Genomic DNA, 24174 nt, shown 5'->3' on the forward strand with positions numbered 1-24174 from the left:
TTAGGAGTGACACTAAATGGCTGATAAGAATATCGGTAAGATCACACAGGTTCTTGGACCCGTGGTTGACGTTCAATTTTCAGGTGACCTGCCTGAAATCTTGAGCGCTCTTGAAACACAGAATGATGGCAAACGCCTTGTTCTCGAAGTTGCCCAGCACCTGGGTGAAAACACAGTTCGTTCCATTGCTATGGATGCGACTGAAGGCTTGACCCGCGGTCAGGAAGTTGTTGACACAGGTGACGCGATCAACGTTCCAGTTGGTCCTGAAACACTGGGTCGTATCATGAACGTTGTTGGGGAACCAATTGACGAACGTGGTGACATCGGTAACAAGCGTACCTTCCCAATTCACCGCAATGCTCCTGAATTTGACGAGCAGGCAACCGACGCTGAGATCCTGGTAACAGGTATTAAAGTGATCGACCTTCTCTGCCCATATGCTAAGGGTGGTAAGATTGGTCTGTTCGGTGGTGCCGGTGTTGGTAAGACAGTTACCATTATGGAACTGATCAACAACATTGCGAAAACACACGGTGGTTACTCTGTGTTTGCCGGTGTTGGTGAACGTACTCGTGAAGGTAACGACCTTTACCACGAAATGATCGAATCTGGCGTTATCAAGCTGGAAGGCGACAGTAAGTGTGCCCTAGTTTACGGTCAGATGAACGAACCTCCAGGGGCGCGTGCTCGTGTTGCTCTGACTGGTCTTACTCAGGCGGAATACTTCCGTGATGAAGAAGGTCAAGACGTTCTGTTCTTCGTGGACAACATCTTCCGTTTCACCCAGGCTGGTTCTGAGGTGTCCGCGCTTCTTGGTCGTATTCCTTCTGCGGTTGGTTATCAGCCAACTCTTGGTACTGATATGGGTGCCATGCAGGAGCGTATTACTTCTACGAAGAAGGGTTCCATTACATCTGTTCAGGCTGTTTACGTTCCTGCGGATGACTTGACTGACCCTGCGCCTGCGACAACCTTCTCTCACTTGGATGCGACAACCGTTCTGTCTCGTCAGATTGCTGAGCTTGGAATTTACCCAGCTGTGGATCCATTGGACTCCACCAGCCGTATTCTTGAGCCTTCAGTTATTGGTGAAGAGCACTACGATACTGCCCGTAACATTCAGCGCGTTCTACAGTCTTACAAAGACCTTCAGGACATTATCGCTATTCTGGGTATGGATGAACTATCCGAAGAAGATAAAATGACTGTTGCGCGTGCTCGTAAGATCCAGCGTTTCTTGTCACAGCCATTTGATGTGGCTGAGGTCTTCACTGGTTCTCCTGGTGTTCAGGTTCCATTGGAAGAAACAATTCGCGGCTTTAAAGGCATTCTTGCTGGTGAGTACGATCACCTTCCAGAAGCAGCTTTCTACATGGTTGGTACCATTGATGAAGCTCTTGCCAAAGCTGAGAAAATGGCCGCTGAAGCCGCTTAAGGTTTCTGATTTTTAATTGTCGTTAGACAGGTAGCAGGAAGAGAATGATGGCCAAAGAACAGGTCGAATTCGAACTCGTTTCTCCAGAGAAACTACTCCTTTCCCAAAGCGTCGACATGGTTGTCGTGCCAGGTGAAGATGGTGACTTTGGTGTGCTGCCGCGTCACGCACCGATGATTTCCACGGTTCGCCCCGGCGTAATCGCGATCTACTCTGGTAAAGAGATTAGTGAGCGTATTTTTGTCGCCGGTGGCTTTGCCGAGGTAACCACGGAACGCTGTACCGTTCTCGCTGAAATTGCGCAGCCTGTAGGCGAGATTGACAAAGCAGCAGTCCAGCAACAGCTTCAGGATGCAAAGGAAGATCTTTCCGATGCAAAAGATGATGATGCTCGTGACGCCGCAAGAAAACAGATCGGATTGTCTGAGGCCATGCTTGCAGCTATTGGCTGATTAGACAGTTTACTAAAAGAAAAGCCCGGTGCCTTATGGCCCGGGCTTTTTTTGTGCTTACTAATATGGTTTCAAATCTTATCGTTGATCCACAAGATAATTTGGCTGATGATTGCGGGGAATTGTTTAGTCCTTAATTGCAAAAAACGAGCTTATGGAAAACCTTGTAACTCTGCTAAACGAGCCATCAGCCTGGATGGCTCTCTTTACCCTGATTGTGATGGAAGTAGTTCTGGGAATTGACAATCTTATCTTTGTATCAATTCTGACGAATAAGCTTCCGGAAACACAGAGGCCAAAAGCTCGTGTTATTGGTCTCACTCTTGCGCTTGTTTTCCGACTTGCTCTGCTTGGGACCGTTGCAATCATTGTTCAGCTTGTTGAACCGGTGATCACACTGTTCGATCACAGTTTTTCATGGCGCGATATTATCCTGATCGCCGGTGGTTTGTTCCTGGTCTGGAAAGCAACGAAGGAAATTCACCATAATGTTGATCCGGGGGATAGCGAGGATGATGCAAAAGGAGCTGTGGTAAGCAGTTTCGCAACTGTGATTGGCCAAATTCTTGTTCTAGATCTTGTCTTTTCCATCGACAGTATCATTACGGCTGTCGGGATGACTGATCATGTCTCAATTATGGTAATTGCTGTTGTCACAGCGGTTATAGTGATGTTATTGGCTGCCGGTCCTTTGTCTCGCTTTATTGAAGCTAATCCAACGATAGTGATGTTGGCGCTAGGTTTTCTTTTGATGATTGGTATGACATTGATCGCAGATGGCTTTGGTGTTCATGTGCCAAAGGGATATATCTATGCTGCGATGGCTTTTTCTGCCTTTGTAGAGCTACTCAATATGCTGTCAAGAAAGCGCCGCAAGAAGAGAGCCGGATAGATTTGATAAGGTTTCGAGTTAGAAATTGAGAGCCGCAAAATAAAATCTTGCGGCTCTTTTTCCTGTTTCCTGATGCTTTGATCTTATGATTTTTTAACGTATTTGGTCAGAATTACAATTTGCTGTCCGTTGACACGGCCTTCGATGTGTTCCGGTGTGTCCGGTACCAAAGAGATTCCCCGAACGGCTGTTCCTCTTTTGGCTGTAAAGCCACCGCCTTTGACGTTTAGATCTTTGATCAGGGTGACCGTATCGCCTGCTTCAAGAACAGCACCGTTTGCATCAAGGTGTTTTATTGCACTTTCCTCTTCTGGAGACAGGGAAGTATCTGATTGAGCCCAAGACAGGGTTTCGTCATCAAGATAAAGCATATCCAGAAGGTCTCGTGCCCAGCCTTCACTGCTTAGGCGATTTAACATGCGCCACGCCATGACTTGAACGGCGGGAATGTGACTCCACATACTGTCATTGAGACAACGCCAATGATTAACATTCAGTTCGCTGTTTTGATTAATTTGTGTATGGCAAGTTCCGCAGAGTAAGATTCTTTGATCTAATGTATCATCTGTATCTGGGGGGATGTTGTAAGCATCCAGGTCGGTTGTTGTACTACAGAGTTCGCATTTGGATTCAGCACGATCAAGAAGAGCACTATCCAGGGCCATGTTTAGATCTTTCGTTTGTAAAGTAGGTCTGAAAGGTTTTGAGTCTAATAAACACTCTCCGATTTTGCGGGACGATAACAGGCCCTTAGCTAAACAACAACGCCTTAACAAGAAAGCTGGCCTGCAATATTTGATAGAAACTCTGTTTACGGCAATAACGAAGATACCGTTTTTTCATTCTTTTAGACGATAGTCGTAATTAACAGTGAGCTTTATAGGTCCGACACGATTGTCGCGCTTTATTGATGATTAGGGGGGCTTCATGCCTTTTATGGAAATCGTTTTGCTGGATGACGGTAGAATAATAAGGCCTTGTGGTATTGACGATATTGAAGATGTATCCGAAATGGTGATCTTCGAGGCGAAAAGAAGTATTGCATTGGATTTTGATGCACAGGGATGGAGAGATTTTCAAGACTATGTATCTTTTGATCAGCTTTTGAAAAGGCTGGTTACAGGATCAAAAGCTCTTTTGGTGCAGGAGGAGGATGATCGGATATCCGGCTATCTGGAACTTCATGGAGATCAAATTCTTCTTCTTTTTGTCGCTGACTATGCGCAGAAGCAACAGTTGGCAACACAGCTTTTCAGGCGTGTCGTTACGACATTGTCACCGAGTGAGCTATATGTAAATGCCTCTTCTCAAGGGTATGATTTTTACTGTTCTCATGGTTTTGTTGCACTTGATGAATGGAGCGAAAAAGAGGGGGTAAAATATCGACCAATGAAGTGGGAAAACGAGAATGCTGAAAATGAGAGTTTATGAATGATACATGTCTTTGTTATTGCTTGTTTTTTATCCTGATTCCTTGCTATTTTTTGAAATAATTTTTTGATGTTTTATGGATCTAAATCTAATGCCACACTGTATTGTTGAATATGCAGCACCCCTACAAAATAAAATTGATGTTCCCAACTTGGTGGAAAATCTGTTCGAGGGAATGATCGATAGTGGTTTGTTTGATCGGGCAACAATCAAAGTAAGAGCAACCCCTAGTGATCATTTTATGACGGGATCTGACAAACAACTTTATATGCATACAACTGTGAAGCTGTTGCCAGGACGTAGCCCACAACAAAAAGAGATGCTTGGGGAAAGATTGCTTGAAATAAAGACACAAGTTCTCGCAGGAACAGCGATGTTATCCGTAGAAGTTGTCGATCTGAGTGAAGCCTATTTCAAATGATTAGCCGTACTGGATAAATTCCTCAACAAGCTGTTGATACAGCTTCTTTTTAAAGGGAACAATGAGATCCGGTAAGGATTTCATCTCGACCCACTTCCAGTCAGAAAATTCCGGTATTTCAGTCTCTATATTGATATCAGTGTCCTGCCCTTCTAATCTGAAGACAAACCACTTTTGCTTTTGCCCCCGATAACGGCCTTTCCATATCTTTGGGACAAGCTCTCTGGGCAGATCGTAGGCATACCAGTCTTGACTTTCGGCGATCAAGCTGGCTTTAGCAGTGCCTGTTTCTTCTTCCAGCTCTCTGAGGGCCGCAGTCATTGGATTTTCACCTTCGTCGATACCACCCTGTGGCATCTGCCATGCCTCACCAGGGTTATCGATACGTTGCGCTACAAAGACGTAGTTATCCTGATTAAGAAGCATGATGCCAACGCAGGGACGATAGGGAAGAGCGTCGATCTGGCGATCTGTCAAAGCGGGGGCATCAGACATCTGTTTATGATCTTTTCCTAGTTGGATTCAATTGTGGAACTGTTAGGCGCAGTTGAGCTTGGTATTTCTGGTGATGGTGCCAGTGAGCTTTCATCTATTACAGCGGTAATTGGCACTAGTTGGTAGCCTTCTTGCTCAACTGTACTAACCCATTTGGCAATACGTTCCAGTGTGACTGGGAAGGGGCGTCCTGTAGCGATTGCAAAGCCATTTTTTGCTGCAATACGTTCAACTTGTACAAGTCTTGCGTCAATAGCATCTCTGCTGAGTTGAGCTTGATCAATGGCTCGTTGATTCACGACAACTGGGGTGCCAAGGCTTTTCCCAAGTGAAGAAACAAGGCTGGCATCATTGTTGCCGTTATCAAGAAACAAGAGGCCGTGATCTTTAAAATATTCCATTACGGGCCGCATCTGTCGCTCTGAGGTAACAAAGCGGCTACCCATATAGGCGCTCATGCCCACATAACCGGATCCTCTGTTGGCGATCCAAGCGAGATTGTTGAGATTACCTTCTGGTTGACGACCAGTTAGCAGGGCTTGGGGACCAGGATCATCTGATGGGTAGGTAAGGGGTTCCATTGGCAAATCAAGCATGACTTCGTGATTATGGGAACGTGCTAAGGCAATCCAGCTCTCAAGGTTTCTGGCATAAGGTGTAAAGGACAATGTAATCGCACTGGGAAGCTGACGGATGGCGGCCTCAGTTGCTGCGCGTGATAGGCCTAATCCAGTTAAAACAATGGCAATTCTGGGGCGTCCTTCCGCGGCAGGAACTTTTTGACCATAGAGTTTCCAACTGGGTTCTGTGCTGAACACCGGAGGATTTTTCGGGAAGGGAGACGGATCTATAGCTGCGACTTCGGGTTCTGTAGCTGAAGGTGTACTTTCTACTGGTGATGCTGTTTCTTTTTCTTCTTCTTTTGGAGCCATAGTTTCCGGTTTGTCGCTATGGTCCTGTCCGTCTTGTTCAGAAGATTGGACTGTGGTCGATACGTCTGAGGATTCATTGTCTTGAGGTGCTTCAGTACCTGAATCGTGATTTTCTGTCTCTTTCAATTCTGCCGTTTCTTTTGGGGCAGCACTTTCTGCTTCGTTAGGTTCGTCCTCAGTTTTATTGTCATTATCTTCGGTTGTGCTTTCGTCCTCGTGCGAAGAAGAGGTTACGTCCGTGTCTGTATTTGCCGGGACGTCTTTTGATTCGGATATTTCTTTCTCGACAGAAGGTGTTTCTGGGGTTGTTGAGCTGTGATCTGGACTTTCTTCATTGCTCATACTTTCATTTGTAGAAGAAAGCTCGTCCTTTGAATGTTCATTGCTATCTTTATGAGAATTTTGTTCTTCTACATATTGATAGGGCAAGGGTACATGAGGCCCCAGAATTGTATAGCCAACGGCTGCACCAATCATAGAGATCAGTACAGCCCAACAGGTTATGAGTAAGATTTTTTTCCAGTTCACAGTTGATCCAACGGGTGTTGCCTGCCCAGAAGTTTTTAGTTACTTGCTCCGTTGCTTGTGCTGTAGAGAGCAATTCCCTGAATAAGATCCAAAGCGCGATCAAGTTGGTAATCTTGTGGCTTGGCAGCTTCGGCTGCTTTGTCGTCACCATTGCTATCGCTATCGCCGTTTGTACCACCTTTATTTTCCAGGGCACCTCTTAGATCGGCTTCGCGTCGCTGTCCCTTGGTATCAAGTGTTTCAATCTTGGCTTGTTCAACAATGATATCAGGTGCAATACCTTCGGCCTGAATGGATCTGCCAGATGGCGTATAGTAACGGCTGGTGGTCAGGCGCATCGCACCATTTCCAAGCAACGGCATAATTGTTTGTACTGACCCCTTACCGAATGATTGGGTTCCCATAATGATTGCACGTCGGTGATCCTGTAGAGCACCGGCAACGATTTCTGAAGCAGAAGCAGAGCCACCGTTAATCAAAACAACTAACGGTTTTCCATTGATAAGGTCACCAGATCTGGCATTGAAACGTTGAGCATTACTGTTATCCCGTCCGCGGGTAGATACAATTTCACCCTGTTCGAGGAAGGCATCAGATACCGAGATTGCTTCGGTCAACAAGCCACCTGGGTTCAATCGTAAATCCAGTACAAGGCCGATCATTTTGTCACCGAGTTCATCTTGAATCGCTTTAATGGACTTTTCCAAACCGGGTGTTGTCTGCTCGTTAAAAGAAGAGACCCTGACATAACCAATGTTGTCTTCTACACGGTGGCGGACGGAACGGACTTTGATTACATCGCGTTCCAACGTTACATCGAAAGAATCAACACCTTCGCGACTAATCGTTATTTTTAGCTCGCTGCCGACTTTGCCGCGCATTTTTTCAACGGCTTCTTGAAGGGTCAGACCCAAAACAGCTTCACCGTCAAGGTGCGTGATGTAATCGCCAGCTTCTATACCGGCACGAGCTGCAGGCGTATCATCAATGGGGGAGACAACTTTAACAAAGCCGTTTTCCATTGTGACTTCAATCCCAAGTCCCCCAAATTCGCCCCGTGTCTGTACCCTCATATCTTTGAAAGAGTCAGGTGTAAGGTAACTGGAATGAGGATCAAGGCGGGTTAACATGCCTTGAATAGCTGATTCGATTAGCTCTTCATCAGAGACCTCTTCGACATAATTGGCCTTGATGCGTTCGAAAACATCGCCAAACAATTCAAGCTGTCGATAGGTATCACGCCGGGGATCAACAGCCGAGTCCGCCACCAGACCGGAGGGCAGTGCAATAGCAAAAGCTGTTGTTAAGAGCACTTTTTTGAAACTGAGCATTAACCGTTCACCTTATCGAGATTTGAAATCGTTTTGTTTGTTAGTATCCACGGGGATGGATTGATGGGCTGTCCGCCTTGACGTAATTCAAAGTAAATTTCAGCATGTTCCAGCTTCTTGTCACTCATGCGTGCGACCGGCTCACCTGCTAAAACCCATTGTCCTTCAATTACATCAATTCTTTCAACGCCTGCTAATAGTGTATGATATCGTCCAGAATGTTCAATGATTAAGATGCGTCCATAGCCACGGAATTCACCAGCATAGGCAATTCGGCCATCAAAAGGGGCGATAACCTGTGCTGATGGGCGTGTTGCGATGACCAGACCCTTGTCATAGGACTCATTTGTTCCCCTTTTTTGTCCGTATTTGCTAATCACTCTTCCGCGAGCAGGGTACAAAAGGACACGTTTTTGACGAGAAGGGAATTCTCGGATTTGGCTTGGGTCCGGAACAACAGTTAGCTTTGCTACTTGTTGTTCAGACGGGAACGAGGTTTCCGATGTTGAGGTTTGTTGAGTCTGATTCGGAACCTTTTCAGGTCTGGGCTTTGGTTTTTGTGCTGCCAATGCCAGACGTTTACGCTCTGCCTCTAGTTTCTTAACCAGGTCTTTCATGTTGCGTGCTTGCTGAGCGAGTTTTTTTACTCTGGTTGTAACAGATTTTTGTGATGCCTGTGCCTTGGATTGTAATTTTTGCTTTTTGTTGAGCAGAGCATTCAAGTCTTTGCGTTCGCGTTTTATATGCTGCTGTGATGCAAGGAGTGCTGCGCGCTCATCTTCGATTCGGTTTTTGAGTTCCGCAAGCTCGTCTAAATCGTCACGAAGGCTTTCCACCCGAGTTTCTATTTCGGGGACAGCCACTTTCAAGAGCATGGCGCTACGCACGGTATCTACAGGTGATCCCGGTGCTGCGACTAAAGCTTCGGGCGGTAACAAGGCGATGCGTTGTAGGGCGGATAGCGTGTGTCCAAGCTTCTCACGGTTCTTGGTCAGGCGAATTTTCTTGTGTTCGGCGTTTTCTTCCAGTGAGATCAGCGTCTCTTCAATATCTGTCAGGTCACTTTCGTAGTTCTGCACCTTCTTGGCAGATGCAATCAGCTGTTGTCTGAGGCCACTGACTTCGGCGTTGAGTTTCTTTGTCTGCGCTGAAAGTCTTTTCGCTTCCTGTTTACTTTGAACTGCTTTCTCTTCCAGCGTGAGGAGCTTTTCGGTTGCATCCTGTGCTTTGGCAGAATTTAAAAAAAATGAGGCCCCAAAGACCAAGCCCGCAACAGTCATCAACCCGACACAGCTTCGAAAGAAACTGTGTCGGGTTGATGATTTGTACGAGCGTAAAGCGTTTGGCAACTGTGACCTCAAATAAGTTTATTCTATAACTGTTTAATCATCATCTCGTCTGATAAGTGACTGTCCATCCATATCAGCAGGTTGATCCAGATTCAGTAAGTCTAGAATTGTTGGTGCAATGTCCGCAAGGCGACCATTTGCGATCTTGGTAACATTATCGGGACCATTTACTAATAAAATGGGAACAGGATTCAAAGTATGTGCTGTATGAGGCAGTCCTGTGATTAGATCGAGCATTTCTTCGGCATTACCATGATCCGCTGTGATCAGTAATCGTCCGCCCATTGACAAGGTCGCCTGATAGATATCCTGTAAACAGCTATCAACAGTTTCAGCGGCTTCTATTGCGGCCTGTAAATCACCAGTATGGCCAACCATATCGCAGTTGGCGAAATTGCAGATCAACATCTCATAGTTACCACTTTTAATCGCGTTGCAGAGCTTTTCGTTTACTTCTGGTGCTGACATTGAAGGCTGGAGATCGTAGGTTGCGACTTTGGGTGATGGCACAAGAATGCGGTCTTCACCGGGCAATGGATCTTCCACTCCGCCGTTAAAGAAGTAGGTCACATGTGGGTACTTTTCCGTTTCGGCGATACGGAGTTGGCGTAATCCGGCGTTGGAAACAATTTCGCCCAGCGTTTTGGTTAAATCCCTTGGGGCGAACATAACACCCATCTTTTTCGCCAGTTCATCAGAATAGGAAACCATGCCGAGGTAGGCGCAGCATTTCGGATGAGCCTGACGTTCGAACCCTGAAAAGTCATGATCAATAAAGGCGTGGAGTATTTGTCGTGCACGATCAGCCCTGAAATTGGTCATCAAAAGTGCATCGCCATTTTGCATGCCTTGATAGCCATCTATCACGCAGGGCAGGACAAATTCGTCCCAAACCTTTTGTGCGTAGCTGTTGGCAACGGCTTCATCCGGGGACGAGGCCGTTTCTCCCTGACAGAGAGTGATAGCATCATAAGCTTTTTTAACACGCTCCCATCTGTTATCGCGGTCCATTGCGTAATAACGTCCGAGAACAGTCCCGATTTGAACCTCGGGTGTTGTTGCTCTGAAAGCGGTCAGGAATTCTGCTGCGGATTGTGGTGCTGTATCTCGGCCATCTAAAATCGCGTGAACAATAACCGGTATACCAGCTGTCTTGAGCGTATTGACCAGATAAGACGTTTGATCCTGATGTCCGTGTACACCACCATTTGAAATAACGCCCAGAATATGCGCGGTTCCACCGCTTGCTTTTAGGCTTGCGATTGTTTCTAGCAAAGCGGGGTTCTGGGCAAAGCGTCCGTCCTGAATTGCGGTATCAATACGAGGCAATGATTGCATAACGACACGTCCGGCCCCGATGTTCATATGTCCGACTTCTGAATTGCCCATTTGTCCCGTGGGCAAACCTACATCCAGTCCACAAGTGGCCAAATATCCCAAGGGGACCTCTTTACTTAGCTTGTCAATCAGAGGCGTTTTTGCCAGGTTAATCGCGTTATGATCATCTTCTTTACGAAATCCCCAGCCATCAAGAATACAAAGAACAACAGGCTTGGGTTTATTTTGAACTGATGACATCGAGAGGTAACACCTTCTAACTTATTATGTTTATTCCGGCCTTTAGATGATCCGGAAACGAAAGATGGATGAGTGAGGGAGCCTGTCACAACTGTTTTGCATGTCGTTTTTTATTTAAGTATCAATTTTGAAAGGCAATGTAGCCTTCTTTTAAGACAATTTCACGAGCTTGTTTGGGTTTGGGCAAGAAAAAGTACCGGATTGTAAGAATATTAGAAATCAATGCAGAAATTTTTCCAATAGATTTTCCCAGTAGAAAGAGAATAGGTGGTATTTTTATTCCCGGTGGTAGGGATGGCCGCTTAAAATACACGAGGCGCGATATACTTGTTCAGCAAAAAGACCCCGAACAAGCATGTGCGGCCATGTAAGGCGCCCAAAACAGAGACTTTGTTGTGATCTGGCTTTCACGGCACTTGAAAGGCCATCTGCGCCCCCGATAAGGAAGGCTATATCCTGATCACCGCTGTCTTGCCATTTTCCAAGAAGTTTTGAAAATTGCTGACTGGATAGATCTTTTCCTTTTTCGTCCAGGATCACAATTTTAGCGCCCTTGGGCGCGGCGGCGAGGAGCAGTTCGCCTTCACGTTCTTTTAATTTTACAGCAGGCAGATTCTTCTTTTCTTCTACTTCCTTGAGGTCAAGGCTCCAGTTGAGTCGATTACCCCGCAGGCGATTACAGTAAAGTTCAAAAAGATCCTTCGCCGGACTGACCTTGGCCTTTCCGACTGCAATTAATGTTATCCGCATTGCCTACTTCTAGTTTATGGCTTTTGCCTATGCTAGGTCTGTTAGCCTTCTTGCGATGCAAATGGTTGTGCTGATTCAGGCAATTCCAAACCCCACATTTTTTCCAAGTTATAAAAAGCTCGGACTTCAGGTCTGAAAAGGTGAACAACAACATCACCGGCATCCACCAATACCCAATCACCACGATCCTTTCCTTCAGCAATGATACTTTTCATGCCGGCGTTTTTAAGGCCGCGAAGAAGATGATCGGACATGGCAGAAACTTGGCGGTTTGAATTACCGCTGGCAATAACCATGTAGTCAGCAATGCTAGATTTTCCGGCAAGTTCGATGACGACAATGTCTTCTGCCTTGTCATCCTCAAGAGAGTTACGAACTAGTTCAAGCAGGTCACGGTTATTTTCCGTGGTATCCTGTATATTGGCCTCTGGGGCCGTTGATTCTCGTGGTATGATCGGTCTCCGTAAAAAGAATCTGCTCGTGAGGTCACGACTTCCCACTACAGATAGTTACTAATACGTTCCGTACTTATCGCTATACAGAACAAGGGTCTTACAGTGTCAGTTTAGCACAGTAAAGGTGCACGACTCTATATGTTAATGATCATCGTTACATTAAAGGGATAAAATCGTTGTTTCTTTGTGATTTTTACCCCTTATGAACATTACGCTTTGTACTGATTACTTCTTGTGAATACCATTCCTGATTGCAGTCGATGATATATCCAGCTGTTGGCCATGAATTATTGTCCAGGCAGGTGCAGAGCGTTTCGGCAGACTTCTTGCCAGTTTTTCTGAAACTCGTGTGTTTTTAAAACGTTGCGCTGCTTTTGAATTGCTTGACTGTAGCGAATAACCCGGACGAGCAAAAACGGCTACTTTCACTGTGCTGAAGATATCTTGCCAATCGCGCCACAGGGGAATTTGGCTCAAGTTATCAGCACCCATAAGCCAGGTGAAGTTAACAGAAGGAAATATCTGCCTTAAACGGGAAAGTGTATCGGCGGTATAAACTGATCTGATCTGACTTTCGATTGTGCTAACCCGTATCTTGGGATGCTTTGGAATAGACAAAGCACTTTTGACCCTGTCCGGGAGTGAGGCCATATCTTTTGTGTTTTTCAAAGGGTTTTGCGGTGATACCAACCACCAGACTTCGTCCAAACCCAAGTGAATGATCGCTTCTTTGGATATTTGACAATGCGCCTTGTGTGCAGGATTGAAAGACCCTCCAAGCAGGCCAATTTTACTTCCTTTAGGAGGGAGGCGTCCACCCAGACTGTTTGAGATGCTTTGGGGGCAAAGCACCTTGGAGAAAATCAGGCTGGGTGGTTTTTGTCTTAGCATCTCGTTTTGTAAATTGCTTTGCGACTAAGGTCTGGCATGACCTGTACCACGAACAAGATACTTGTAGCTTGTCAGTTGATCTGCCCCGACGGGCCCGCGGGCATGCAATTTTCCTGTGGAAATGCCAATCTCGGCACCCATGCCAAATTGTCCGCCATCGGCAAACTGTGTCGAGGCATTGTGGATCACGATACCTGCATCGACTTCCTGTTGAAATGTTGCTGCTGCATCCTCATTGGCTGTGATAATGGCCTCTGTATGATGAGAGCCATGGCGGTTGATATGCGCAATCGCGTCTTTTAAATTCGTCACCTTTTTCACGGAAAGAATAGCATCCAGATATTCTGTATCCCAATCCGCAGTAGTGGCTTCTTTTACCCGACTATCCAGTTGCTGGATTTCGGCATCACCCCTGACTTCGCAACCCTTGTCCATAAGGGCACTCAAAATTGGTTTCAGGTTTTTGTCTGAATAGTTTGTATCAACCAGAAGTGTCTCTGTTGCACCACAAATGCCTGTGCGGCGCATCTTTGCGTTCAAGACCACTTCAAGAGCCATTTGAGGATCTGCCGCTTCGTGCAGATATGTATGACAAAGGCCATCAAGGTGAGCGAGAACAGGCACACGACTCTCTGTTTGAATACGTTCAATAAGACCACGTCCACCCCGTGGAATGATCAAGTCAACATACTCGTTCATGGTCAGCAAGTGGCCAACTGCTGCGCGATCTGTTGTGGGGACACGCTGTATTGCTGCAACGGGCAGGCCAGCTTCTTCCAGACCTGTTTGCAAACAGTCCAAAATAGCGCCGGAAGACTGAAAACTTTCCGAACCACCACGCAGAATAGAGGCATTTCCCGCTTTCAGGCACAATGCACCTGCATCTGCTGTCACGTTGGGGCGGCTTTCGTAGATGATGCCGATCACCCCTAAAGGCACAGAAATTTGCTCGAATGTCAGGCCATTAGGTTGATCCCAGCTTTTAAGTGACTTCCCGATTGGGTCGGGAAAAGCGGCGATTGCTTCTAGGCCTGCGGCCATGGTTTCGACACGGTCATTGTCCAAAGCAAGGCGGTCGAGCATTGCGCTGCTGATACCTTTGGCCTCTGCCGCAATCATGTCTTTCTTATTTGCATCAAGAATTATCGGTAATTGAGCGCGAATGGCTTTGGCAGCGGCAAGCAATGCATTGTTTTTTGCATCTGCCGGGGCCAGAGCCAGATCCTGTGCAGCAGCTTTTGCAGCTTGTCCCAGCTGATCCATTTGCGCTTTCAGTTCGCTCATATCCTTACATTCCTGTTTTGGTGCAACTTTCTTTGCTGCCTTGGTTATATCTCAATAGAGATTTGATTATATTGTGTTTTTTTAGTTGAGAACAAGATCGTCTCTGTGAATCAGTTCTTCCCGCCCAAGATATCCTAACCTTGCTTCAATTTCTGATGACTGTAGGCCGATGATTTTCCTGGCATCACCATTGGAATAGGCTATGAGTCCGCGGGCAACTTCGCGTCCATCCGGTGATTTAACCAGAACAGCATCTCCACGTTGAAACTTTCCATCAATAGCCGTAACCCCTGCAGGAAGAAGGGATTTTCCATTTTGCAAAGCTTTGAGAGCACCGGCATCGAGTGTCACGGTGCCCAAAGGTTTCAGGCTACCCGCGATATAGCGCTTACGAGCTGTTTTGGGTTCAACAGAAGCTTCAAAAACGGTGGCTCTGTTGCCCTCTATAATGTTCTGTAGCGGATTAAGCTTATGACCGTTCGCAATAATCATGCTACAGCCCGCACCAACAGATATCTTGGCAGCTGATATCTTGGTGATCATACCGCCTGAACTATAACCGGGAAGCGCTTCACCTGCCATGGCGTCAATTTCAGGTGTGATCTCGCTAACGACAGGCAGAAATTTAGCATGCTCGTCACGCTTTGGGTCTGCAGTATAGAGGCCATCAATATCGGATAAAAGCACCAACAAATCTGCGTTAACCATGGCACCAACCCGTGCGGCGAGGCGATCATTATCCCCAAAGCGAATTTCGCTGGTTGCGACGGTGTCATTTTCGTTGATGATTGGAACTGTACCCAATCGCAACAGAGTGGTCAGGGTGTTTCTGGCATTGAGATGTCGGCGACGTTCCTCTGTATCCCCAAGGGTCAAGAGCACCTGGGAAACGGTTATATCGTGCCTTGCCAGTGCTTCCTGATAGGCATGAGCCAGAAGAATTTGTCCCGTTGCGGCAGAAGCCTGTTTTTCCTCCAGACGCAGGTTTTGTTTGATTAGACCGAGATGGTTTCTGCCAACGGCAATTGCGCCAGAAGAAACCAGCATAACCTCTGCACCGCGTGCACGGAGGTTTGCAACATCATCTGTTAAGGCATTGAGCCAGTTCAGGCGCGGTTTGCCTGTCTTGTCGTCAACCAGCAGTGCAGAGCCGATCTTGATGACAATACGCTTCGCAGATCTCAGGTGTTCAGCGGCAGATAAACCTGTCCCGGATGATATGTTGCTCATAGATCTGTACCACGACTAGATTGGGGAGTAGCCTTGCGGACCCTGTTCGGATTCAAGCTCTTCCTGCTCCTCTTCACGACCATCGAGAATATGATCAAGTAAAGCAGCAAGTACTTCTTTTACGCCGTCCTGACTGATGCCGGAAAGAAGGTGAACTTTCTGGCCAGATAGTGCTTCCAGTTCGGCCTGTCTTTCAGCAGCTTCTTCTTCGACCAAGGCATCAACCTTGTTGAGCGCCAGAACCGAAGGTTTTGTGTCCAGACCTTCACCATAGGCTTCAAGCTCGGCGCGGATGACTTTGTAATCTTCCAGATAGCTGTCAGAGGTTCCGTCCACCAAGTGCAATAGAGCGCCACAACGTTCTACGTGTCCCAGGAAGCGTGTGCCAAGGCCATGCCCCTCACTCGCCCCTTCGATCAACCCCGGAATATCGGCAATGACAAACTCTTCCCCACGGCTATAGACGACACCAAGGTTCGGATGCAGTGTGGTAAAGGGATAGTCAGCAATTTTTGGTTTGGCACGAGACACAACAGACAGGAAGGTTGATTTCCCGGCATTTGGCAAACCGGCAAGGCCAACATCGGCGATCAGTTTCAGACGGAGCCAAACCCACATTTCTTCGCCGGGCCAGCCGGGGTCAGATCGGCGAGGGGCGCGGTTTGTTGATGTTTTGAAGCGCGCGTTTCCAAAACCGCCATCACCACCTTTACAGATGATAAACTCCTGGCCTTCTTCGGTGATGTCACAGATGACCTGTTCTTTGTTTTCGTCCAAAATGACGGTGCCGACAGGTACTTTGATGACCATAGGCTTTGCCGCAGCTCCAAACATATCGCTCCCGCGGCCGTTTTCACCACGCTTTGCTTTAAAGTGTTGTGCATAGCGGAAATCGATCAGAGTATTCAGTCCATGAGCGCCCTGGATGATAACATCGCCACCGCGACCACCATCACCACCATTGGGGCCACCGAATTCGATGTATTTCTCGCGCCGGAAACTGGTACAGCCCCCGCCACCATTGCCGCTTTTTACAAAAATTTTGGCTTCGTCAAGAAACTTCATCGTGGTGCCTGTTCTCTATCATTGCAAAATCACGTCACCTTGTCGGAACGGGTGTTGCAACGATAGGTGTTCAGAGTTATCTATTGCCGCAGGTAAGGTTGCGATATAGCCGGAATATAAGTGGAAAACTTAAATACGAAAAGGGGGGAATGGATTGCCATTCCCCCCTAAACCATTTCAACCCAGACGCAAGGACTGGTTGGCGGGGCCGTTAGGCCGCCGGCTGTACAGAAATGTATGTGCGTCCACCAGCTTTCTGGCGGAATACAACTTCGCCTTCAACTGTGGCAAAGATTGTGTGATCTTTACCCATGCCGACGTTGTCACCGGGGTGGAACTTGGTTCCGCGCTGACGAACCAGGATGTTGCCTGATACGACGTGCTCACCACCAAATTTTTTAACACCTAGGCGGCGACCAGCTGAGTCGCGACCGTTGCGGGACGAACCGCCTGCTTTCTTATGTGCCATGAGGTCTTATTCCTCTGCTGCTTTTTTCTTAGGAGCTGCTTTTTTCTTAGGAGCAGCTTTAGCCTTTGGTTCAGCCTTAGCTTTAGGAGCCGCTTTTTTCTTCGGAGCTGCTTTTTTCTCCGTAGTGTCTGCGTCTGCTGCTTTGGCTTTAGGAGCTGCTGCTTTTTTAGCAGGCTTCTTAGCGCCATCGGCGAGAATGTCAGTGATCTTGATGACAGTGAGATCCTGGCGATGGCCGTTTTTACGGCGATGGTTCTTACGACGCTTCTTTTTGAAGATGACGACTTTGTCGCCACGTGTCTGTTCAACCACATCAGCCTTGACCATGGCGCCGTCCACTACAGGCGCGCCAATGGTTGCCTTCTCATCGTCACCGATCATTAGAACTGAATCGAAATCAACAGAAGCACCTGCTTCCAGGTTGATTTTTTCGACGACCAGAACGTCGTCCTTACGGACTTTGTACTGTTTACCGCCGGTTTTGATTACTGCGAACATATTTATCGGTCACTTAGCTGTTAAATTAGGCATTCTATTCATGCATACATGGCCGCACGGAATCCGGGCAGCCAGTGATGCTGGAATATAGCCGTGCTTGCGCGAGAGTCAAACGCTTTGTGAAGTTTAGGTGATTCTTTCAAGAGCTTTGTTGATATCAAGGCTTAAATTACATCGAAAACGGCCATCTATAAAGGCTGAACTCTTCGCTATCTTCAAAAGCCCTTATATATTGAAAAGGTGGTATTCCTGCTGTAGAGAGGCAAAAACATCGCTGGATATATAGGATAAAATGGCGCACATTCGTTGGCTGGGTGCTGGCCTTTCTTTAGTGCCGAGTATTCGGCGTCTGATCGTACGGGGACACGGTGTAGTGGTATGGAATCGTACTGTTGAATCCTATCCAAATCGTGCTCTATGCCTATGGGTGATACCCACACAGCCATGGGCCGTTTGATTTCAAGGCCTGTCAGCGATGCTGCCGAAGCTGTGTTGAAAGGCGAAATTGTTTCCGGGGTTTTTGCCAAACCGAGTGATGTGAAGGTTGCCAAACAATGGCTAGAAAATCTTCGGGCTATTGGCGAGAAAATGATGATCGTTGATTATCTTGTCTGATTAAATTTTATTACTTGAACTTTAAAAATTAAGGGCTGTGGAATGATATAATCCCGCAGCCCTTCTTATTCTTTGGTACTCTTCTCGCCGTTATTGACGTTTTGATTATATACCATCGACGAGCAGGAAGGTACATTCGGCATTGGCACGCCTAATCTTTTTAATGGGGGCGTATTCTTCACTGTTGACGAAATTTCGAGCGGTTTGCATGTCAGGAAATTCGACAATAACAATCCGCGTTGGCGTCCAGAGATCTGATTCGAAGGTATCCATCTCGCCGCCTCTGGCACGATAGATGCCGCCAAATTTTTCGACGATCGGTCTGGCTTGGGCTTTGTAGGTTTCATACTCTTCTGGATTGCTGATTTTCGTATCAACGATGAGATAGGCTGCCATTGGAATATTCGTCCTTTTGGATGGAAACTAAGTTAATTTATTGGCCTATTTATGTATTGTTTCTTCTAATTCAACAGCTTGATGAAAAAAAGATATTGTTAATCACAACCTTCAATACATGATTTTATCCAACCAAGGCGCGCTTGTGGTACAAGGCCGTAATTATAGTAATTTACGCCATCTGCCCCGGCTTTGACGGCGGTCTCAATTCGTCCAGATAGCTGTTCTGCTGTCGGTGTGTGGTCATAAAACAGACTGACTCCCAAACCGAGATATTTATCTGATCCCAAGAGATCTCGTATCTTGGTAATGATATTTGAAATTTCTCTTGCTGTTGCCGTGTAGGCGCAAAGGATAATACCGTCACATTTTTGAGAAATGGCTTTGATATCAACGCCATCACGCCAGGCATTTTCCCCTTCGATAACCAGAATTTTACTGTCGGGATGGGTAGCTTCTTTTATGCTTTGAACAATTTTTGTTGGGGCCTGGGTACGCCACTGAAGAAACGTATAGAGCGCCGTGTAATCTTTGAAGCATTCAAGTCTTTGTTCGGGGAAGTGAGGAAATTGTGCCTCGGGGGTTTCCCGGTTACAGGCCTGTATAATCAGATTTTGAACGTCTTTTTTTGCAGAGAGAGCATCTACGCCAGCATCCTGTGCGGCTTTAATGCAGTGATCGCAAAAACAAATAGAAAGAAGAAAGTCATCTTCGGCATTAAGGCCAAGACCATCTTTTTCATGGTGGTAGCCATGATCAAAGCCCATAAAACCGATGGTTTCCAGCTCGACTATATCCGGTCTGTAGCTGTGAGTCAGGTTTGCAACAAGGGTCGTTGCATAGTCTCGCACGGCATCGCTGTTAGGGCAGAGGCTATAATAACTAGGGTCGCCAAAGGCGTTGCGTGCAACATGTTCAGGATGTTTGAACCCCAATCGACTGTTGTGCAGACAGACTGTCCAGCAGGAAACACTTAACCCATGTTGTTTTCTATCGTTTATAAGGGGAGAAAGCATGTCGTCTGATTCATGGAGGTTCCGTGCTACAAGAGGCTGGATTTCCTTGTCAGCCCAGAGCTTTTCATCAGGGATGAAGTAAATTGTTCCGTCTTCGGGATAGTAACTTTTTCGCTTGAGGCTTCTGGGCTGGAGAAAACGCCCCGCGTGGTAGGAGACAGCCAGACTGATACCATTTACACCCGCCAGTTCATTATAGTCATGATAGGTTGTATCCAGTCCGAGATCTTGTAGATCCCATGGATAGGCCCACATCGAATGACGCATATCTGTCTCCCCCTTTTATCGCAACTTTATCGTACAGCTTATACGGCGGCGACAGCGGTCATTTCAACAAGGATCATTGGGTCAGCAAGGCGTGCTTCGACACAGGCACGAGCTGGGGGATTTTGAGGATCAATCCAGGCATCATAGACAGAATTTATTTTGTCGAAATCTGCAATCGCGGGCAGGAAGACATCAATCGCAAGTATTTTGGATTTATCGGTTCCGGCTTCTGCCAAGAGATCTTCAATTTTTTGTAAAACAGAACGTGTTTGAGTTTCTAAGTCAGCGGATCTGTCTTCAGCAACCTGCCCCGCGATATAGACAAATCCGTTATAGGAAACGGCCTGACTCATACGGCTGCCAACCTGAAAGCGTTTAATCATTGTTTCTCTCTTTTGAAAGTATATTGAAAAGTTTTTGTCCAAAATAAAGGACATTAATTTGTTTTTTTGGAATTCAGATAATACGGCATTATTTTGTGGGTGCAAGTGCGGCACAGATCCGGGACGAAAATATAGCGTTTTGTTTATGGTATGGTCGGGGGAAGAATAGGGTAGGCAGGAATCAAAAATCAGTGTTCAACTGTGCTTCCAGTTCAGCAGCGGCAGCTTTGAGATTTTTGAGGTAAGCTTCCTTGTTACGGTGGCCGTCTTCTCTGGGTGTGACGAGGCAGAGTGTGGCAATACAGATGGATTGCGCATTTTTTACCGGAACTGCAAAACAATGGGTAAAGGTGTCAACGATACTGTCAAAGGTATAGTGCCCATCGCGAGTTGCCTGACGAACTTCTGCTATAAACTTGTCGGAAGATATGGTTTCTCCGTTGGGTAAAATAAAATCATCCTTATCCAGAAAATCGATAATTTCCTGATCAGAGAAATGTCCCAAGAGGAGACGACCAGAGGCTGTGCTGGGAACGGGAACCAACTCACCGAGGTTGGCTGAAATTCGGAACGGTCGACTGCCTTCTTTCATTAAAGAGACTGTGTATTTGTTGCCTTCCAGTTTGCAGAACTGAGCAGTTTCGCTTGTTTGTTCGACTATGTTGTTCAGGGTATTTTCTATGCGTTGGTACAGATCAACTTTGTCATTATAGGCACGCCCTAAAAAATAAAGACGACTGCCCAGAAAAACCTGCCCATCACGACCATTGTTTTCCAGTACATTCATGTCCAGCAACAGGTGAACAAGCTCATAGACTGAGGATCGCGGTGCGCCCATCAACTTGGCTATTTCATTGGGGCGCATGGCACGGTTTTCGTGCCGAATGAGGTCGAGAATATCAAAGGCACGTTCCAGTCCGCGTGCTCGTTGATTTGTTGGCTTCTCTTTGGTCCCCATCCACACTTCCCATAGATTCAATGAAATTTATTAGCTTGGTGTTATATACTGGACGTGTTCGGATAAGCCAATTTTATATTATTATTGTAGATGCCTATGGCGTTCATGCTCTTGTATTGTATCTAAGGTATTTGTGCCAGCTATTGAGCCTCAGCCCTTTACCTATCTTCTATGAGTAAAGGGCCGGAGAGTATGAATTCAGGTGTGAGACCAATCGTCTGGATCATCGGAATTATTGGGGGATAAACCGATAATATCTCCCTCTGTTGAGCAGCCAAGTCCCAAGACAGTACGGTTTGCATAATTGAAATAGGATGAAACTTGATTGACTTCCAGAATTTCTCCGTCGCTATATCCTGCCTCTCGCATTGCTTTGACCATTTCTTCGGTTGTACTTGCGGGTGATTTGGTTAGTGCTTCAGCATAAATCATTGCGAGCTTTTGTTTGGCATCCAGTGGTGCAATGTCAATGTTACGATTATCGATAGCTTTTCTGATACCAGCAGCTTTTTCATCGTCCTGCAACAGACGGCAAAGTCCACCGAAGTGGTGGTCGACACAGTAACCGCAATCATTCAGTGAACTAACCCATACACCTAGCGTTTCCAGGAACCATTTCGGTATGGTGTTGCCGGTATGGTGCAGGACATATTTATAAATCGCCATATGCCCCTCCATACTGTGGGGACGTAGCGAATGCATCATCATGATATTATCGACGTTATTGTCCGGACCCTTTACCCGATCATAGAGGCGACGAAGTTTTCCTTCTGATTCTTCATAGGGAACCGTTTCTATCCAGGGCATGTCAAAAGTGTCCTTCTTGTCTTGTTTAGAATATTTTTAAAGCTTTGCAGCAGACATAGTATTAATGTATTGTCCCAAAATGTGAGATATTATTTTATATAGTGGGATTTGTTCTCTGTGAATGTCAAGCAACAATCTAAACCTGTTCAGACCTCTTCCTTGACTCCGAATCAGGTCGGTGTTGGTTTGTTGCATAAAGCTTTCGAGCTATTGAATCTCTTTCAGATGGACAGGGTTGATTGGTCCCAGAGCGAGATAATCGAAGCGACAGGGGTGAGTCGCTCTACTGTAAGCAGACTTGTACGTTATTTGGTGGAAACCGGTTATCTAGCCGAGATTCCAAAAACCGGGCGCTACAGTTTGGGAATGGCAGCAATTAACCTGGGTCAAAGGGCTCAGGCCGGGTTTGATATTCGTGCAATCTGTCAACCTGTACTGGAGAGGTTGGCAAAGATAACACCGGAGACCATTATTCTAACTGTATTTGACAAGGTTTCTAATAGTGTGGTCTGCGTTGATCAGATTGAAAGTCGACGAGGTGGGCTTCGGGTATTCGAAGAAATTGGCGGTAACTTTCCCCTACATGCCGGGGCTGCCCCAAGAGCAATACTGGCTTGTTTGTCGGATCAGTTTGTTGATTTCTATCTCAAGGGGAAACTTCAGTCTTTTACGAAGCAAACGATGATTGACAAAACGAGGTTAAAAGAGGAAATCGAACACATTCGTGTTCAAGGATATGCTTTTTCATCCGAAGAAACCTACGAAGGTGCTGCGGGTATTTCCGCAGCTTTTCTTGATTCTGCGGGGCAACCTCTTGGCAGTTTGGCAATTGCTTTTCCCGTTAATCGATTAGATGAACAGGAGCAAATCACGATGGGAAGGCAATTAAGAAAATTTGCAGATGAAACATCACAGCTATTTTAGGATGATTCATTGGGTTTGATGATTTGTTGCTGTTGAAATCGGAAACCTCAAGCTGATTGTTGTGCCCGCACCGAGTTCACTTTGCAGTGTTAATTCCCCGCCTTGCAGTTCTGTATAGGATTTGGCGAGAAAAAGTCCCAAGCCAACGCCTTCATGTGCTATTTCGGCATTTTCCCGTGCCTGTCCAAAAGGTTCTAGAACTTTACCCATGTCTTCTTTGGCTATACCTCTACCGGTATCTGTAACATAAATGGTTATGGAATTTGTGCCTTGTTTGGCCTTGATTGTTATTTCTCCATCGGCAGGTGTGTATTTCACACTGTTTGATATTAAATTGAGAATAGTTTGTTTTAGCAGGGTTTTATCAGCAACAAGACATGTATTTTCCTGAACAAGATCGATATCAATCGTAATTCTTTGTTCTTCGGCACGATGTTTGATCATAGAGATGCAAGTAGAAATAATTTCGCCAAGATTTACATTTGAAAGATCACAATTGTAATTACCACTTTCGATACGGGAAATATCAAGAACATTCGCAATGACATCCTTTAGATGCAGCCCGGCTTTTTTGATGTCACTTGTATATTCCAGATACTGATCATTACCCAAATTACCAAATAGCTGAGCTTCCATGATCTCTGAGAAGCCAATAATACCGTTAAGTGGCGTTCTGAGTTCATGACTCATATTGGCCAGAAAGGCCGTTTTGGCTTTATTTGCTGCTTCGGCGGCGTCTCTTGAATGTATGAGTTCTTGCGTTCTTTTTTGTACACGACGTTCCAGCTGTGCGTTTTGTTCTTTGATCTGTTTGTGAAGCATGCGAACCGTAAGCATGTTCCGTATCCTGTGTAGAACTTCTTTTTTATCAAAAGGTTTTACAATGCAGTCTTTTGCGCCTAGCTCGTATGCTCTATATCTGGTTGCGTCTTCTTGCTGCGCTGTAAGAACCGCAACAGGTAGATAATCATTTTTGATTTGCATGGAAAGTTGTTCAATAACTTGAAAGCCATCCATATGGGGCATTCTTATATCAAGTAGTATCAGGTCAAAACCATGCGCCTGATGTAAATCGGCTACTAAGCGTGAATCAGTTAGGTATGTTATGTCGGTATAACCTGCTTTTTTGAGAATCATTTCCAGAAGTTGAACGTTTGCAATTTGATCGTCAACGATCAGAATTTTTGCGGCAAAACTATTGCCATTCATTGTTTCCGGTGTTGAATTCATTTGAATATCCGTACGTCAATTCTCCATGCGATAGATATTGTATCCTTAAAAATTGATAATTATAATGAAAATCTAATCTTAGGTTGTTG

General features: G+C 46.1%; 26 protein-coding genes and 1 pseudogene. 7 read left to right on the plus strand and 20 right to left on the minus strand.

The features are described 5' to 3' along the window. The first annotated feature begins 16 nt into the window (after nucleotides 1-16). From atpD to D9A03_RS03055, 3 genes are all read left to right on the plus strand, one after another. Nucleotides 17-1438: a F0F1 ATP synthase subunit beta gene (gene atpD / locus D9A03_RS03045; protein ID WP_120495773.1), complete on the plus strand. Its 1422-nt coding sequence runs from the start codon at nucleotides 17-19 to the stop codon at nucleotides 1436-1438. 47 nt (nucleotides 1439-1485) lie between these two features. After that, nucleotides 1486-1890 (plus strand): F0F1 ATP synthase subunit epsilon, encoded by a 405-nt coding sequence (locus D9A03_RS03050; RefSeq protein ID WP_046509714.1) that lies wholly within the window; start codon nucleotides 1486-1488, stop codon nucleotides 1888-1890. A 154-nt stretch (nucleotides 1891-2044) separates the two neighbouring features. After that, a complete protein-coding gene (locus D9A03_RS03055; protein WP_120495774.1) occupies nucleotides 2045-2782 on the plus strand; it encodes a TerC family protein in 738 nt (245 codons plus the stop codon). A gap of 83 nt (nucleotides 2783-2865) precedes the next feature. On the opposite strand, the gene D9A03_RS03060 is transcribed toward D9A03_RS03055, so the two are convergent. Then, nucleotides 2866-3447 carry an alkylphosphonate utilization protein gene (locus D9A03_RS03060; RefSeq protein ID WP_120495775.1) on the minus strand — a complete coding sequence of 194 codons (582 nt, stop codon included), beginning with the start codon at nucleotides 3445-3447 and terminating at the stop codon, nucleotides 2866-2868. A 262-nt stretch (nucleotides 3448-3709) separates the two neighbouring features. Here D9A03_RS03060 and D9A03_RS03070 point away from each other — a divergent pair, with 262 nt between their 5' ends. Both D9A03_RS03070 and D9A03_RS03075 read left to right on the plus strand, forming a co-directional pair. Further along, entirely contained in the window at nucleotides 3710-4213 is a 504-nt protein-coding gene (locus tag D9A03_RS03070) for a GNAT family N-acetyltransferase (protein ID WP_120495777.1), read from the plus strand. A gap of 91 nt (nucleotides 4214-4304) precedes the next feature. Continuing rightward, nucleotides 4305-4634 (plus strand): 5-carboxymethyl-2-hydroxymuconate Delta-isomerase, encoded by a 330-nt coding sequence (locus D9A03_RS03075; RefSeq protein ID WP_120495778.1) that lies wholly within the window; start codon nucleotides 4305-4307, stop codon nucleotides 4632-4634. On the opposite strand, the gene D9A03_RS03080 is transcribed toward D9A03_RS03075, so the two are convergent. The 13 genes and pseudogenes from D9A03_RS03080 to rplU form a co-directional block, all read right to left on the minus strand. Beyond that, entirely contained in the window at nucleotides 4635-5129 is a 495-nt protein-coding gene (locus D9A03_RS03080) for an RNA pyrophosphohydrolase (RefSeq protein WP_174233625.1), read from the minus strand. It lies immediately after the preceding gene. Nucleotides 5130-5146: 17 nt separating this feature from the next. Continuing rightward, a complete protein-coding gene (locus D9A03_RS03085; RefSeq protein ID WP_120495779.1) occupies nucleotides 5147-6589 on the minus strand; it encodes a divergent polysaccharide deacetylase family protein in 1443 nt (480 codons plus the stop codon). 35 nt (nucleotides 6590-6624) lie between these two features. Beyond that, on the minus strand, nucleotides 6625-7920 hold the full coding sequence (locus D9A03_RS03090; protein ID WP_120495780.1) for a S41 family peptidase: 1296 nt from the start codon (nucleotides 7918-7920) through the stop codon (nucleotides 6625-6627). Then, nucleotides 7920-9269 carry a murein hydrolase activator EnvC gene (locus tag D9A03_RS03095; RefSeq protein WP_162937953.1) on the minus strand — a complete coding sequence of 450 codons (1350 nt, stop codon included), beginning with the start codon at nucleotides 9267-9269 and terminating at the stop codon, nucleotides 7920-7922. The genes D9A03_RS03090 and D9A03_RS03095 overlap by 1 nt, the downstream gene beginning before the upstream one ends. 33 nt (nucleotides 9270-9302) lie before the next feature. After that, nucleotides 9303-10847, minus strand: coding sequence for a 2,3-bisphosphoglycerate-independent phosphoglycerate mutase (gpmI, locus tag D9A03_RS03100; RefSeq protein WP_120495782.1), 1545 nt, complete (start codon nucleotides 10845-10847; stop codon nucleotides 9303-9305). Between the two features lie 276 nt (nucleotides 10848-11123). After that, entirely contained in the window at nucleotides 11124-11597 is a 474-nt protein-coding gene (rlmH, locus tag D9A03_RS03105; RefSeq protein ID WP_120495783.1) for a 23S rRNA (pseudouridine(1915)-N(3))-methyltransferase RlmH, read from the minus strand. 41 nt (nucleotides 11598-11638) lie between these two features. Further along, entirely contained in the window at nucleotides 11639-12097 is a 459-nt protein-coding gene (rsfS, locus tag D9A03_RS03110) for a ribosome silencing factor (protein WP_371682937.1), read from the minus strand. 180 nt (nucleotides 12098-12277) lie between these two features. Beyond that, nucleotides 12278-12943, minus strand: a complete 666-nt coding sequence (locus D9A03_RS03115; RefSeq protein WP_120495784.1) for a nicotinate-nucleotide adenylyltransferase — start codon at nucleotides 12941-12943, stop codon at nucleotides 12278-12280. 24 nt (nucleotides 12944-12967) lie between these two features. Next, nucleotides 12968-14227, minus strand: coding sequence for a glutamate-5-semialdehyde dehydrogenase (locus D9A03_RS03120; RefSeq protein WP_120495785.1), 1260 nt, complete (start codon nucleotides 14225-14227; stop codon nucleotides 12968-12970). Nucleotides 14228-14308: 81 nt separating this feature from the next. Then, a complete protein-coding gene (gene proB, locus D9A03_RS03125) occupies nucleotides 14309-15457 on the minus strand; it encodes a glutamate 5-kinase (protein ID WP_120495786.1) in 1149 nt (382 codons plus the stop codon). A 15-nt stretch (nucleotides 15458-15472) separates the two neighbouring features. Further along, complete coding sequence (gene obgE, locus D9A03_RS03130; protein ID WP_120495787.1) at nucleotides 15473-16522, minus strand: GTPase ObgE; 1050 nt, start codon at nucleotides 16520-16522, stop codon at nucleotides 15473-15475. A 211-nt stretch (nucleotides 16523-16733) separates the two neighbouring features. Further along, nucleotides 16734-16991, minus strand: coding sequence for a 50S ribosomal protein L27 (gene rpmA, locus D9A03_RS03135; protein WP_046509697.1), 258 nt, complete (start codon nucleotides 16989-16991; stop codon nucleotides 16734-16736). Between the two features lie 189 nt (nucleotides 16992-17180). Continuing rightward, nucleotides 17181-17489 (minus strand): annotated as a pseudogene (gene rplU / locus D9A03_RS20025) (50S ribosomal protein L21); the annotation flags it as partial. Between the two features lie 423 nt (nucleotides 17490-17912). Between rplU and D9A03_RS03145 the strand changes: the two are divergent. Continuing rightward, nucleotides 17913-18104 (plus strand): hypothetical protein, encoded by a 192-nt coding sequence (locus D9A03_RS03145; RefSeq protein ID WP_162937954.1) that lies wholly within the window; start codon nucleotides 17913-17915, stop codon nucleotides 18102-18104. Between the two features lie 105 nt (nucleotides 18105-18209). Here the strand turns inward: D9A03_RS03145 and D9A03_RS03150 are convergent, their stop codons facing one another. The 5 genes from D9A03_RS03150 to D9A03_RS03170 all read right to left on the minus strand — a co-directional run bounded on the left by D9A03_RS03150 (nucleotide 18210) and on the right by D9A03_RS03170 (nucleotide 21931). Then, nucleotides 18210-18500 carry a DUF1330 domain-containing protein gene (locus tag D9A03_RS03150; protein ID WP_120495790.1) on the minus strand — a complete coding sequence of 97 codons (291 nt, stop codon included), beginning with the start codon at nucleotides 18498-18500 and terminating at the stop codon, nucleotides 18210-18212. A 98-nt stretch (nucleotides 18501-18598) separates the two neighbouring features. Continuing rightward, nucleotides 18599-19783, minus strand: coding sequence for a hypothetical protein (locus tag D9A03_RS03155; RefSeq protein ID WP_120495791.1), 1185 nt, complete (start codon nucleotides 19781-19783; stop codon nucleotides 18599-18601). Between the two features lie 38 nt (nucleotides 19784-19821). Continuing rightward, nucleotides 19822-20166, minus strand: coding sequence for a RidA family protein (locus D9A03_RS03160; RefSeq protein WP_120495792.1), 345 nt, complete (start codon nucleotides 20164-20166; stop codon nucleotides 19822-19824). Between the two features lie 181 nt (nucleotides 20167-20347). Next, entirely contained in the window at nucleotides 20348-21124 is a 777-nt protein-coding gene (locus tag D9A03_RS03165; protein WP_120495793.1) for an IclR family transcriptional regulator, read from the minus strand. A gap of 198 nt (nucleotides 21125-21322) precedes the next feature. Next, nucleotides 21323-21931, minus strand: a complete 609-nt coding sequence (locus D9A03_RS03170) for a carboxymuconolactone decarboxylase family protein (protein WP_120495794.1) — start codon at nucleotides 21929-21931, stop codon at nucleotides 21323-21325. Nucleotides 21932-22048: 117 nt separating this feature from the next. On the opposite strand from D9A03_RS03170, the gene D9A03_RS03175 reads away from it, so the two are divergent. Further along, nucleotides 22049-22855 (plus strand): IclR family transcriptional regulator, encoded by an 807-nt coding sequence (locus tag D9A03_RS03175; RefSeq protein ID WP_120495795.1) that lies wholly within the window; start codon nucleotides 22049-22051, stop codon nucleotides 22853-22855. 6 nt (nucleotides 22856-22861) lie between these two features. Here D9A03_RS03175 and D9A03_RS03180 read toward each other — a convergent pair whose 3' ends face one another. Beyond that, entirely contained in the window at nucleotides 22862-24085 is a 1224-nt protein-coding gene (locus D9A03_RS03180; RefSeq protein ID WP_120495796.1) for a response regulator, read from the minus strand. Nucleotides 24086-24174 lie beyond the last annotated feature (89 nt).

This window comes from Kiloniella sp. EL199, assembly GCF_900313065.1.
Classification (GTDB): Bacteria; Pseudomonadota; Alphaproteobacteria; order Kiloniellales; family Kiloniellaceae; genus Kiloniella.